Origin of the sequence: Rhodopseudomonas sp. BR0G17 (assembly GCF_010907025.1) — a bacterium.
GTDB lineage: Bacteria > Pseudomonadota > Alphaproteobacteria > Rhizobiales > Xanthobacteraceae > Rhodopseudomonas > Rhodopseudomonas palustris_H.
The window spans coordinates 345,548-358,494 of record NZ_QUML01000002.1 but is presented as its reverse complement, the minus strand read 5'-3'; the positions used below and the strand labels follow the sequence as shown (position 1 = coordinate 358,494).

The 12,947-nt window shown below is 66.5% G+C and carries 10 protein-coding genes; 4 read left to right on the top strand and 6 right to left on the bottom strand.

All coding sequences use genetic code 11. From position 1 onward, the window contains the following. Window positions 1–2,155: transglycosylase domain-containing protein (locus tag DY467_RS03730; protein ID WP_246701444.1), on the bottom strand; the 2,155-nt coding region annotated here is incomplete at its 3' end. 181 nt (window positions 2,156–2,336) lie between these two features. On the opposite strand from DY467_RS03730, the gene DY467_RS03725 reads away from it, so the two are divergent. Further along, window positions 2,337–2,588, top strand: a complete 252-nt coding sequence (locus tag DY467_RS03725) for a hypothetical protein (protein ID WP_107357377.1) — start codon at window positions 2,337–2,339, stop codon at window positions 2,586–2,588. Between the two features lie 95 nt (window positions 2,589–2,683). On the opposite strand, the gene DY467_RS03720 is transcribed toward DY467_RS03725, so the two are convergent. The 3 genes from DY467_RS03720 to DY467_RS03710 all read right to left on the bottom strand — a co-directional run bounded on the left by DY467_RS03720 (window position 2,684) and on the right by DY467_RS03710 (window position 4,921). Beyond that, window positions 2,684–2,896 carry a hypothetical protein gene (locus DY467_RS03720; RefSeq protein WP_107342781.1) on the bottom strand — a complete coding sequence of 71 codons (213 nt, stop codon included), beginning with the start codon at window positions 2,894–2,896 and terminating at the stop codon, window positions 2,684–2,686. A 290-nt stretch (window positions 2,897–3,186) separates the two neighbouring features. Next, on the bottom strand, window positions 3,187–4,407 hold the full coding sequence (locus DY467_RS03715) for an ABC transporter substrate-binding protein (protein ID WP_107342782.1): 1,221 nt from the start codon (window positions 4,405–4,407) through the stop codon (window positions 3,187–3,189). 151 nt (window positions 4,408–4,558) lie between these two features. Beyond that, window positions 4,559–4,921 carry a DUF1304 domain-containing protein gene (locus DY467_RS03710; RefSeq protein ID WP_164634076.1) on the bottom strand — a complete coding sequence of 121 codons (363 nt, stop codon included), beginning with the start codon at window positions 4,919–4,921 and terminating at the stop codon, window positions 4,559–4,561. Between the two features lie 83 nt (window positions 4,922–5,004). Between DY467_RS03710 and DY467_RS03705 the strand changes: the two genes are divergently transcribed. From DY467_RS03705 to DY467_RS03695, 3 genes are all read left to right on the top strand, one after another. Next, window positions 5,005–5,433: a DUF1330 domain-containing protein gene (locus DY467_RS03705; protein ID WP_164634075.1), complete on the top strand. Its 429-nt coding sequence runs from the start codon at window positions 5,005–5,007 to the stop codon at window positions 5,431–5,433. A 95-nt stretch (window positions 5,434–5,528) separates the two neighbouring features. Beyond that, window positions 5,529–8,273 carry an ATP-binding protein gene (locus DY467_RS03700; protein ID WP_164634074.1) on the top strand — a complete coding sequence of 915 codons (2,745 nt, stop codon included), beginning with the start codon at window positions 5,529–5,531 and terminating at the stop codon, window positions 8,271–8,273. A 190-nt stretch (window positions 8,274–8,463) separates the two neighbouring features. After that, window positions 8,464–10,800 carry a Tex family protein gene (locus tag DY467_RS03695; RefSeq protein WP_107342785.1) on the top strand — a complete coding sequence of 779 codons (2,337 nt, stop codon included), beginning with the start codon at window positions 8,464–8,466 and terminating at the stop codon, window positions 10,798–10,800. 22 nt (window positions 10,801–10,822) lie between these two features. On the opposite strand, the gene chrA is transcribed toward DY467_RS03695, so the two are convergent. Next, entirely contained in the window at window positions 10,823–12,046 is a 1,224-nt protein-coding gene (gene chrA, locus DY467_RS03690) for a chromate efflux transporter (RefSeq protein WP_164634073.1), read from the bottom strand. Beyond that, window positions 12,043–12,936 (bottom strand): SDR family oxidoreductase, encoded by an 894-nt coding sequence (locus tag DY467_RS03685; protein WP_164634072.1) that lies wholly within the window; start codon window positions 12,934–12,936, stop codon window positions 12,043–12,045. The genes chrA and DY467_RS03685 overlap by 4 nt, the downstream gene beginning before the upstream one ends. Between the last annotated feature and the right edge of the window lie 11 nt (window positions 12,937–12,947).

Sequence of the window (12,947 nt, the reverse complement as noted above, 5' to 3'; positions counted from 1 at the left end):
CGTTGGCGCGGGTCGGCGGAGGCATGCGGCCTGCCCCGGGGGGCGGGGGGGCGTTAATCACCTGGGTTTCGCCGCGCGGGCCGGCTTGCGCGATGGTGCCACCGCTAGTGGGCGGGGCGTTCAGGCCGCCGCCGAGGCCGGCCGGCGGGCTGCTCGCGATCGGGCCGCCGCTCCAGTCGCCGGCCAATGGCTGCGGCGTCTCGCCCTTGAGCGCTTCGCGCATGAACCGCGTCCACACCTCGACCGGCAGTCCGCCGCCGGTGGCCTTCTTGGTCGGCGAGTTGTCGTCGTTGCCGAGCCAGACGCCGGTGACCAGCGTCGAGGTGTAGCCAAGGAACCATGCGTCGCGGAAATCCTGGCTGGTGCCGGTCTTGCCAGCCGCAACCCAGCCCGGCAGGTCGGCCTTGTGGGCGGTGCCGGAGCGCAGCGTCTCCTGCATCATGGTGTTCATCATCGCCACCGCGCGCGGGTCGACCACCCGGGCCGCCGGCTCGTCGCTGCGGACGTACAGCACCTTGTTGCCTTGCGCGGTGCGGATCCGCTTCACCACATGCGGCGACACCAACAGCCCGCCATTGGCGAAGGTGGAGTAGGCACCGACCAGCTCGGTCAGCGTCACTTCCGAAGTGCCGAGCGCGATCGACGGGTTGGCGTCGAGCTTGGAGGCGATGCCGAGCCGGTGCGCGGTGCGCACCACGTTCTTCGGCCCGACTTCGAGCCCGAGCCGCACCGCCACCGTGTTCAGCGACATCGCCAGCGCCTGGGTCAGCGTAACCGCGCCGAAATACTCGTGGGTGTAGTTCTCCGGCTTCCAGCCTTTGAGGTCGAGCGGGGCGTCCTGGCGGATGGTGTCGGGCGTCAGCCCGGCTTCGACCGCGGTCAGATACACGAAAGGCTTGAACGCCGAGCCGGGTTGCCGCTTGGCGGTGACGGCGCGGTTGAACTGGCTGTCGGCATAGTTGCGCCCACCGATCATCGCCCGCACCGTTCCGTCCGGCGTCATCGCCACCAGCGCGCCCTGCGTGACCTTGTATTTGACGCTCTTGGCCGCCAGCTCGTCGATGATCGCGGCCTCGGCCACCGATTGCAGCCTCGGATCGATCGAGGTCTCGACGATGATCGACTGGTCGATCTGGCCGACCAGATCGTCCAGCACCTCGGTGACCCAGTCGGCAACGTAGTTGATGGTGCCGGCGCCGGTCGGCTTGACGGTGTAGACCGGGTTGGCGATTGCGGCCTGGGCCTGCTTGTCGGTGACGAAGCCGGCCTCCGCCATCGCCGCGAGCACGATCTGAGCGCGCTTTTCGGCGCCTTCGGGATTGCGGTTCGGCGCGAGGCGCGACGGTGATTTGACCAGGCCCGCCAGCATCGCCGCCTCGACCAGCGTGACGTCCTTGGCCGACTTGCCGAAGTACTTCTGCGCCGCAGCCTCGACCCCGTAGGCGCCGGAGCCGAAATACACCCGGTTCAGATACAGTTCGAGGATCTCGGCCTTGGAGTGTTTGCGCTCCAGCCACAGCGCCAGCTCGACCTCCTGCAGCTTGCGGGTCAGCGTGCGGTCCTGGGTCAGGAACAGGTTCTTGGCGAGCTGCTGGGTCAGCGTCGAGCCGCCTTGCGACACGCCCCGGTGCAGCACGTTGGTGACCGCGGCGCGGGCGATACCGAGCGGATCGACGCCGAAGTGCTGATAGAACCGGCGGTCTTCGATCGCGATGAACGCCTTCGGCAAATACGGCGGCAGCTCCTTGAGCGCCACATTGGTGCCGGCCTGTTCGCCGCGCACCGCCATGGTCGAGCCGTCGTCGGCCACGATCGTGATGGTCGGCGGCCGCTTCGGAATCTCCAGCGATTGGATCGGCGGCAGATGCGCGCCCACCCAGACCATGACGCCGACCACCGCGAGCACGGCCCAGATGCCGGCGACCGCGCTCCAATACACCACGCGGCCGATCGCCTGGCGCACCGACGCGATCACGCCCTTGCGCGGCTTGCGCTTGCGCGCGCCGCCGCCGGCCTTGCCCGCGGGCTTCTTCTTCGGCTTGTCGTCGGCCACGTTCACCCGATCCTGCGGCGTCAGGCGCATGTCGGCGAGCGATTCACCGGACCCGAATTTCGGCTCTCGCCTCTCGCCGGCTTTTTTCCTGCCCCACGCCATCGCATCGTCCACGCCGACCGTTGAGGCGACGCTAGCGAACCCGGTTTAAGGCCCGGTAAAGCGAAGGTTAAAGCCGGGTTCTCGATTTGATGGAACCGCGCAGACTTGAGGCATCTCAAGACCTTGCGCTACAGCTCTGCGATCGATGCGGCGCCTGCCGACCGTACAGAAGGAACCAGTGATGACCAGGGTGTTGAGGACCGCGGAGGAGATCGAGGCGCTGCTGCTGCAGGACGTCCGCGGCCAGCGTCACTGCGACAAGGTCGAGGCGATCCGGATTCGGCCGTGCCAGCCCTGTGACGACACCAATGGTGCGAATTGGAAGGTCGCCACGGTCGATCCCGGCCAGGCCAGCCGGGAATTTGCCGGCGCCGCGGTGATGACCGCGATGGACCGGCTGCAGCGCGAAGTCAGCGCGATCCCGTGGGAATAATCGCGAGGGCCAACACCACTGGCCGGTTCTGATTTGGGCAGAGCCGTTCCTTTGCTGAGTGCCAGGCCGCTGTGCCGGCAATCGGGTATCGGCGGTTAGTGATAGTTGCGACGGCGCGGTGCAGCGCCGATCTCGCCCATCAGCCAGCTCTTCATCTTGGCCCGGCTGGCGAACCGCTTGGCCTCTTCGAGCAGCTCGTCGCGCTCCTCGCCGGCCGGCGTCAGCGCCGCCTCGATGTACTTGGCGACCGCCAGCTCCTCGAGCTGTTCGACGGTGAAATAGCGGTTGCTGGTGCTGTCTGCTCTCATGCTGATCCGCCGCCGCCGGCAGCGCCTCCACTCAACGGCTTCCACTCCCGTCTGTTGGCGGCATTCGAACGCGATTCGGGCAGGCTGTCTGTGCAGAATTGGTCGATACCCGGCGATGTACCGGGGTAGAAAGGCCGTCTTCTGGTATCCGGCTGAATAAGCCGTCCTCTCTGAGGATCAGGAAACCGCCCTCGGAGATCGGCTTTGCTACTATCGCGATGGGGGAATCCGGGGCGCGAGTTCCACCCGCGACCCGGAATGGCGTGCTGCTGCCGAACTGATTGCTGCGATTACATCGCCGCGTCGTCCTCGATGATCGGGCCGAACAGCTCCCAGCGCTCGCCGTTGAACTTCATCATCCGGAGCTGCTTGTTGACGCGGAAGTCGGTCGGCGAGGTGTTGACCGACATGCCCGGCAGCGACAGGTCGCCGACGACATTCTTCAGGTTGGCGGCCTGCTTCATGACGTTCTCGCGGGTCAGGTTGTCGCCGCACTGCTTGAGGATGGTGACCAGCAGCTCCGCGGTGCTGTAGCCGTAGCTGTTGACGGTGTTGAGCTTGTCGCCATCCGGATAGTACTTATCCATGAAGGCGAAATACTTCTTCACGCCCTCGTCGTTGGCCCATTGCGGATCGGCAGGGTCCTTGCCGTAATTGACGCTGATGATGCCCTTGGAGATGTCGAGGCCGGCCGGCTTCAGCGTGGCCGACACCGGGCTGGCGTTGATGTCGAGGATATGGATCGGATTCCAGCCGAGGTCCGCGACCTTCTTGATCGCCTGCGCGGCGAAGCGCGGCGTCGAGGCGTCGTACAGCAGCGTGGCGCCGGCGGACTTCAGCTTGACGATCTGCGAGTCGACGGTCGGATCAGTGAGTTCGTAGGAGGCTTCGGCGACGATCATCTTGTCGGCCTTGTCGCCGAGCGCGGCGCGCAGGCCGGTGACGTAGTCGCGGCCGAGATCATCATTCTGGAACAGGATGCCGATCTTGGCGTCGGGGTGGTTCTGCAGGATGTAGCGGCCGTAGATGCGGCCTTCGGTCTGGTAGTTGGGGTTGAAGCCCATCGTCCACGGGAAGTTCTTCGGATCGGTGAACCGCGTCGCGCCGGTGGCGGCGAGCAGTTGCGGCACCTTCTTGGCGTTGAGATATTTCTGCACCGCGGCGTTGGATGGCGTGCCGATGATCTGGAAGGTGAGCAGCACCTCGTCGCTTTCGACCAGTTTGCGGACCTGCTCGACGGCCTTGGGCGGCGAATAGGCGTCGTCGTACTGGATTAGGTTGATCTTGCGGCCGTTGATGCCGCCTTGATCATTGATCATTCGCATATAGGCGGCCTGGGTTTTGCCGATGCCGGCGTAGGCAGAGGCCGGGCCGGAGAACGGCACCGTCTGGCCGATCTTGATCTCGGTGTCGGACGCTCCCGGATCGTATTTCTTTTGCGCCGCGGCGGGCACGGCGGTCAGCGCAACGGTCGCAAGAGCCGCTACGGCGGCCTGATACAGGCTCTTCATCGCTGGTCTACTCCCTCATGGCTTATGACCGGCGGCGTTTTGCCTGCCGCCGTTAGCGGGGAGTGTGGATCAGCACTCGAGGTCTGGCAATGCCGCGATGGCGCGCCGTTGCAATTTGCCGCGCTGTGCGATGCAGCATCCTACTTGCCGACTACGCGACCCACGCTGCGATCAGCGCCACCAGGGCGGGAGCTGCCTGGACGTAGAGAATGCGCCGGCTCACCGTCCAGGCGCCGTACAATCCGGCGACGATGACGCAGCCGAGGAAGAAGGTGGCAAGCTGCAGCGCCACTGCGGCGTTCGGGTGCAGCAGCGACCAGATCAGCCCGGTCGCTAGGAAGCCGTTGTACAGACCCTGATTGCCAGCCAGCACCGCGGACGCCGCGGCTTTGTCGGGACTATTGCGAAACACCTTGAGCCCGAGCGGCTTGGTCCAGAGAAACATCTCGAGCACAAGAAAAAACACGTGCAGAGCCGCGACCAGCGCGACGAGAAGGGTGGCAACGGCGTTCATGCGCAGGCTCCGGTAGCAGACATCGGCGGCTCGGGCGTGATACTAGCATGGTCAAACAAATTCAAAGCAAGCAGGAGGGGCGCATGACCGGCCATATCGATCCGACCAAGGAGGTGTTCGCGCAGTTTCGCGAGATGGATCGTCCGGGTCCGATCCATATGCTCAACCTGGTGCGGCTGAAGCCGCGCGCCGCCTATCCGGACGGCCGCCAGGCGACCGGCGCCGAGGCCTATGCGGCGTACGGTCGCGACTCGGGCCCGGTGTTCGAGCGGCTCGGCGGCAAGGTGGTGTGGCAGGGCCAGTTCGAGCTGATGCTGATCGGTCCTCAGCACGAAGATTGGGACCACGTGTTCATCGCCGAGTATCCGAGTGTTGCGGCATTCGTGGAGATGATTCGCGATCCGGTGTATCGCGAGGCGGTGAAGCACCGTCAGGCGGCTGTCGAGGATTCCCGGCTGATCCGCCTGAAGCCGCTGAAGCCTGGCAAAGGATTTGGCGAAATCCCGACGTGAGCCGTCCGACATCAGGATAGGACTATGGTAGCGTCGCTTCGGCGCTTCCTATAGTTTGCTCTCGTCCTGCGTTCCTTCCCCCGGAGATTCGATCGATGCGCCTGTCGGTGCGCCTGACCTTGGCGATGACCGTGCTGGTGGCGTGTACGGTGGCGGCGATCGGAGTGCTCGCGTACTACAACATCGGGCGGGCAGCCGTGCCGTCCGGGCTGACGCGGCTCGCCTATCAGGCCAAGGCGCGGCTTGGCGCTTACGAATCGGTTCTCCGCATCATCCGCAACGAAGTGCTCTCGGCCCGGCTGCTGCCGGCGCATCTCGGCATCGTCAGGTCGCGGCTCAACGGCGGCACCGATCCGGAGGTCGGACTCACTGAAGCACAGTGGCGGGCGCATCTGGCGGCGGCGTATGCGGGCAACATGCAGGTCAAGCCCGGCCTTCTGGCCTATCGGCTGGTCGGCGTCGCCAATGGCGGGCGCGCCTTGATCGCCGTCGATCGCCACGGGCCGAACCGCAGCATCCGCACCGTGCCTGACGCCGAACTGCCAACGCTCGGTGATGACGAGACGTTCAGACGTGCCGCGGAGCTGACGGGCGACGAGGTGTACTTCTCGCCGATCCGGATCTTTTGGGCACCGAGCGGGACAGACGCCGCCGCTTCGTCGTCACCGCGGTTCACAGCCGCGGCGCCGGTGCGCGATTCCAGCGGCGCGGTGTTTGCGGTGCTGATGATCACTTACGATCTGCGGCCCGTGTTCGAACGCATCCGTGATGTGCTGGACAACGACACCGACGTGTATTTCGTCGAGGCCGACGGCGGCTACATGATGAACTACATGGACGGCCGCATCGTCTCGGCGGAGCCGGAGCGGCGCTGGCAGGACGACTTTCCGCAACTCGCCGCTGCGCTTGGTGACAAGCCTGGGGCCGCGGCGGTGTTCTCCCGGCCCGACGGTGAGCGGGTCGCTGCGGCGATCGTCATGGCGCCGCTGTCGAACGGCATCCGCACCGCCGTGATCGAAACCGAACCGCTGGAACGGATCATGGCGCCCGCCACCGCGCTCAGGACGCCGGGCCTGATCGTCGGCCTCGCGGCGGTGCTCGGCGCGGTGCTGCTGTCGGCGCTGCTGTCGCGTTCGATCGCCAGTCCGATCATGCAACTCACCCGAGCGGTCGCGGCGTTTTCGCGCACCGGACGGCTGGTGATGCCGGCGGGGCTGCGCGGCGAGAGCCGCATTCTTGCCGACGCCTTCGCCGAAACCGTTGCCAAGATCGACGAAGCCAATGCGGCGCTGCGCAGCAAGTCGGAGCTGCTCGACAAGACCATCGCCAGCATGGCGGACGCGGTGGCGGTGCTCGACGCCGAGGGCAAGCGGGTGTTTGCCAATCCGACTTGCGTGGCCTTGTTCGGGGTCGCCGAGGACATCGGCTCCGAGCGCTGGAAGCGGAAGTACAAACGCTTCCTCGCCGACGGCGTCACGCCGATGCCGGATTACGACAGTCCGGCAGCGCGGGCGCGGCGCGGTGAGAGCTTCGACAACGTCGAACTCGGTATCCGCCACGGTGATGACCCGGTGGTGCAGCTCGCCGCAAGCGCGCGGCGCATGGAAAACCCGGATGGCTCGTTCGCAGGCGCGGTGATCGTGTATCGCAACCTCACGGCGTTCAAGGAATCCGAGCGCCAGCTGCGCCAGGCGCAGAAGATGCAGGCGATCGGCCAACTCACCGGCGGCGTCGCGCACGACCTCAACAACATTCTCACGGTGATCACCGGCGGCATCGAAATGCTCGCCGACGGCGTGTCCGACCGGCCGGCGCTGAGAGACGTTGCCACCATGGTCGACCAGGCGGTGACGCGCGCCTCCGATCTCACCCACGGCCTGTTGTCGTTTTCGCGCAAGCAGCCGCTGCAGCCGCGCAGCATCGACGTCAACGCGCTGATGCTCGACACCGTCAAGCTGCTGCGGCCGACGCTCGGCGCCGGCATCGAGATCGATGTCGAGCCGTCGCCGGATCTGCGCCCGGCGCTGGCCGATCCGTCGCAACTCGGCAGCGCGCTGATCAACCTTGCGATCAACGCCCGCGATGCGATGAAGGGCAACGGCAAGCTGCTGCTGGAGACCGGCAACGTCGATCTCGACCAAGCCTATGCAGCGCAGCACGACGAAGTCAGCGCCGGACGCTACGTGATGCTGGCGGTGAGCGACACCGGTTGCGGCATTCCGGCGGCGATCCGCGACCGGGTGTTCGAGCCGTTCTTCACCACCAAGCCGGTCGGCGAAGGCACCGGCCTCGGCCTCAGCATGGTGTACGGCTTCGTCAAGCAGTCAGGCGGCCATATCGAGCTGTACAGCGAGGAAGGGCACGGGACGACCATTCGGCTGTATCTGCCCTATGCGGTCGCGTCGCTCGATACCGGGCTCGACAGCGCCGCGCCGCCGCTGGCGCAGGGCGGCCGCGAGTCGGTGCTGGTGGTGGAAGACGATGCGCTGGTGCGTAGCTACGTGATGACGCATCTGAAGGCGCTCGGCTACACCGCGCACTCTGCGGCTTCCGCGGCGGAAGCGATGTCGATGGTGTATGACGACGTCGAATTCGATCTGCTGTTCACCGACGTGATGCTGGCCGGCGGCATGAACGGGCCGCAGCTCGCCGAGGAGCTGCGCAAGTACAAGCCGGGTCTGAAGGTGCTGTTCACCTCCGGCTACACCGAGAACGCGATGCTGCATCATGGCCGGCTCGGTCCTGCCGTGCAGCTGCTGCCGAAGCCGTATCGCCGTGCCGATCTGGCACGGATGCTGCGCCGGGTGCTCGACGCCGAAGCCGACGTGCCGGCGAAATAAACCGGCGTTTTCAACAGGGAACACGGCGAATCGATTTGGTTCGGAGCGGCGCCCGAGGGGTTATGCACACGTCGTGCACCGGGCGTTCACGCGCCCTGCATCTTGCCCGCAAGATCGCGTAGGTTGCCTTCGATTCGCCGCGCCGCCGTGGCCGAGTCCCCCTCCTTCGAATCTGCCAAAGAGACTCCCAGTGCCGAACATCGCGTCCGTCATCGCATCCGAACTCGCCGTCCGTGAGCAGCAGGTCCAGGCCGCCATCGACCTGCTCGACGGCGGATCGACCGTGCCGTTCATCGCCCGCTACCGCAAAGAGGCGACCGGGATGCTCGACGACGCGCAGCTCCGCACCCTCGAGGAGCGGCTGCGTTACCTCCGCGAGATGGAGGCGCGCCGCACCGCGATCATCGACAGCATCAAGCAGCAGGGCAAGATGACGCCGGAGCTGGAGGCGGCGCTGCTGAAGGCCGACAGCAAGGCGCGTCTCGAAGACATCTATCTGCCGTTCAAGGAGAAGCGCCGGACCAAGGCGCAGATCGCGCGCGAGGCGGGCCTGGAGCCGCTCGCCGATCTGCTGTTGCAGAACCCCGACAAGGATCCGCAGGCCGAGGCGGCCGCCTATGTGAAGGCCGAGGGCGAGCATCCGGTCGCCGACGTCAAGGCCGCGCTCGAAGGCGCCCGCGCCATCCTGGTCGAGCGCTTCTCCGAACACGCCGACCTCACCGGCTCGCTGCGCGAAGCGATGTGGAGCCGCGGCGCGCTGAAGGCCTCCGTGCGCGACGGCAAGAAGACCGTTGGTGCCAAATTCGCCGATTACTTCGACTTCTCCGAGCCGTACGAGAAGCTGCCGTCGCACCGCATCCTGGCGCTGCTGCGCGGCGAGAAGGAAGAGGTGCTGTCGCTCGATTTCGGCGACGGCGAAGATCCGGAGTCGAAGGAGCCGACCCAGTACGAGAACCGCATCGCCGCGACCTTCGGCATCGCCCGCAAGGGGCGCCCCGCCGACGGCTTCCTGTCGGATTGCGTGCGCTGGGCATGGCGGACGCGGATCAAGACCGCGCTGGCGCTCGATATGCGGATGCGGCTGTGGCAACAGGCCGAGACCGAAGCGGTGCGGGTGTTCGCGGCGAATCTACGCGACCTGCTGCTCGCCGCGCCGGCCGGCGGCCGTGCCACGCTCGGCCTCGATCCGGGCTTCCGCACCGGCGTCAAGGTCGCGGTGATCGACCGTACCGGCAAGCTGGTCGATCACGCCACGATCTATCCGCACGAGCCGCAGCGGCAGTGGAACGAGAGCATGCTGACGTTGGCGCAGCTCTGCGTGAAGCACCGCATCGAGCTGGTGGCGATCGGCAACGGCACCGCCTCGCGCGAGACCGAGAAGCTGGTCGCCGATCTGATGAAGGCCAAGCCGGATTTGAAGCTGACCAAGGCGATCGTGTCGGAAGCCGGCGCGTCGGTGTATTCGGCCTCTGAATTCGCCTCCAAGGAATTCCCCGATCTCGACGTGTCGATCCGCGGCGCGGTGTCGATCGCGCGCCGTCTGCAGGATCCGCTTGGCGAATTGGTGAAGGTGCCGCCGCAGTCGATCGGCGTCGGCCAGTATCAGCACGACCTCAATCAGCACGCGCTGGCGCGTGCGCTCGACGCGACGGTGGAAGACTGCGTGAACGCGGTCGGCGTCGATCTCAATACCGCTTCGGCGCCGCTGCTGGCGCGGGTGTCGGGCATCGGCGAGACGCTGGCGGTGAACATCGTGGCGCATCGCGACGCCAACGGGCCGTTCCCGAGCCGTGACAAGCTCAAGGAAGTTCCGCGGCTGGGGCCGAAGGCGTTCGAACAGTGCGCCGGGTTCTTGCGGATTCGCGACGGCGAAAACCCGCTCGATGCCTCCGGTGTGCACCCGGAATCCTATCCGCTCGTCAAAAAGATCCTGGCTGCCACCAAGAGCGACATCAAGGCGCTGATCGGCCAGACCAAGGTGCTGCAGGGCCTCAAGCCGCAGGCCTTCGCGGACGAGAAGTTCGGTATTCCGACCGTCAGCGACATCCTGAAGGAGCTGGAAAAGCCCGGCCGCGACCCGCGTCCCGAGTTCAAGACCGCGACCTTCCAGGAAGGCGTCGAGAAGATCACCGACCTCAAGCCCGGAATGATCCTGGAAGCCACGATCACCAACGTGGCGGCGTTCGGCGCCTTCGCCGATATCGGCGTGCATCAGGACGGCCTGATTCACATCTCGGCGATGTCGGAGCGGCGCATCAACGATCCGCGCGAAGTGGTGAAGCCGGGCCAGGTGGTGAAGGTCAAGGTGCTCGAGGTCGACGTGCCGCGTAACCGCATCGGCCTGACGCTGCGGATGTCCGACCCGATCCCCGCTCCCGGCGAGCGCCGCACCGGCGGGGGTGGCGGCGGCGCCAGTGCCAAGCTGGTCGACCGCTACAAGCCGCGCCAGGAAGCCCCGAGCGGCGGCGGTGCGTTCGCGGCGGCGCTGGCCAAGGCGGCCGAGAAGGGCCGCAGCAAGGGGCGGTGAGCGCGCCCCGCTCGCCCCGCACTTAGTTGACCAGTGCGCCGACGATGCCCGCCGCCGCACTGAAGGCGACGACAACGAGCGGCGGCACGCGCCAGATCGTCAGTAGTGCAAAGCCGGTGAGCGCGACCGCAACATCGGCCATGCTGCGGATCGTGGTGGTCCAGACCGGGCTATATAGTGCGGCGCCGAGCAGGCCGACTACGGCGGCGTTGACGCCGCGCATCATCGCCTGCGCGGCCGGATAGCGCCGCAGTCCATGCCAGAACGGCAGCACGCCGAGCAGGATCAGGAAGCCCGGCAGGAAGATGCCGACCAGACCGATCGCCGCGCCGACCAGTCCTTGGACCGGCGCCGCGATCGCGCCCAAATAAGCCGCGAAGCTGAACAGCGGTCCCGGCACGGCCTGCGCCGCGCCGTAGCCGGCGAGGAACGCGTCGTCGCTCACCCATCCCGGCCCGACGAACGCATCGCGGAGCAGTGGCAGCACCACATGGCCGCCGCCGAACACGAGCGCACCCGAGCGATAGAACGCATCGAACGCCGCGACGATCGACGATCCGCTCGATTGAGCGAGGAGCGGCAAACCGAGCAACAGCACGACGAAGCCGAGTAGCGCGGCCACGCCGATCGGCCGTGATACCCGTGCCTCGACGTCGCCAAAGTGCTGCAGCGTGTCCCTGCGGCACCACAACATCCCGGCCATTCCGCCAAGCGCGATTGCGCCGAGCTGAGCGACCGGCAGGGTGCTGAGGAGCACGATCAGCGCCGCCGCGACCGCAATGGTTGCACGCTCGCGATCAGGACAAAGCTGACGCGACATCCCCCACACCGCCTGGGCGACGATCGCCACCGCCGTCAGCTTCAGCCCGTGCAGCAGGCCGGTGCCGAGCGGGCCGTCGAGCGCGGCGGCGCCATAAGCGAACAGCACCAGCGCAAGCGCCGATGGCAGCGTGAATCCCGTCCAGGCGGCGAGCGCGCCGAGAGCGCCGGCGCGCTTGAGGCCGATCGCGAATCCGACCTGACTGCTGGCGGGGCCAGGCAGGAATTGGCATAGCCCGACCAGATCGCCGTAGCTCTGCTCGTCGAGCCAGCGCCGCCGGACGACGAACTCGTCGCGGAAGTAACCCAGATGCGCGATTGGCCCGCCGAAACAGGTGAGGCCGAGCTTGAGAAACACAAGCAGCACTTCCTGCGGGGTGCCGCTCGGCGCTTGCTGCGTCGCGGACGTCGCGGGAGGAGGCGTCACGGCGTCTCCTGGCCGATGCCGGTTTGCGGCGGTGACAGCCCGGTCAGTCGCTCACTGATCTCCCACAGCTGCCGATTGGCTTCGGTGTCGAGCGCCTGGGCCGGGGCGGGAATCGTCTTGCGATCGGCGAAGTACTGGCCGCGGACGTCCGCGAGCTCCGGTGCGTTGGCGAGATACAGCACACGCTGGGCGGCGGTTTCGGCTGTCGGGATTGCCCAGCCGCCGAACCTGATCAGCAGCTTCCAGAACAGGCCCTGGGCGCCGTCGGTGCCACCGAGGTTAGATTTGAACACGCCGGGGAACACGCAATTGACGGTCACGCCGCTGCCTTCGAGCCGGCGCGCCAGTTCGAAGGTGAAATGCAGATTGCCGAGCTTGGACTGCGCGTAGCCCTTCATCATGCCGTAGGTACGCTTGTCCCAGTTCAGGTCGTCAAAATCCATCGCCGCATCGATGCGGGTGCCGACATTGACGATCCGCGCCGGTGCGCTGGCTTTGATCAGGTCGAGCAGCAGGTTGGTGAGCAGGAACGGCCCGAGGTGATTGGTCGCGAGCGCGCATTCGATGCCTTGCGGGCTCAGCCGCCGCTCCGCAAAAGCAGTGCCGGCATTGTTGATCAGTAGATGCAACCGGTCGAAGCGATCGCGCACCGCCTGCGCCAGAGCGCGGACAGAGACCTGATCGGACAGATCGGCAACGAACAGGTGCAAGTCTTGATTGCCGGTGGCGGCGCGAAGATCCGCGAGCGCTGCTTCGCCGCGGGCGCGGTCGCGTGACACCAGCCCGACACGCAGGCCGTCCGCCGCCAGCGCGGTGACGATAGCCTTGCCGAGGCCGGAATTGGCGCCGGTGACCAGTGCGGTGCGTTGATGCTCGGCGCTCGTGCTCATCGGATGCCTCC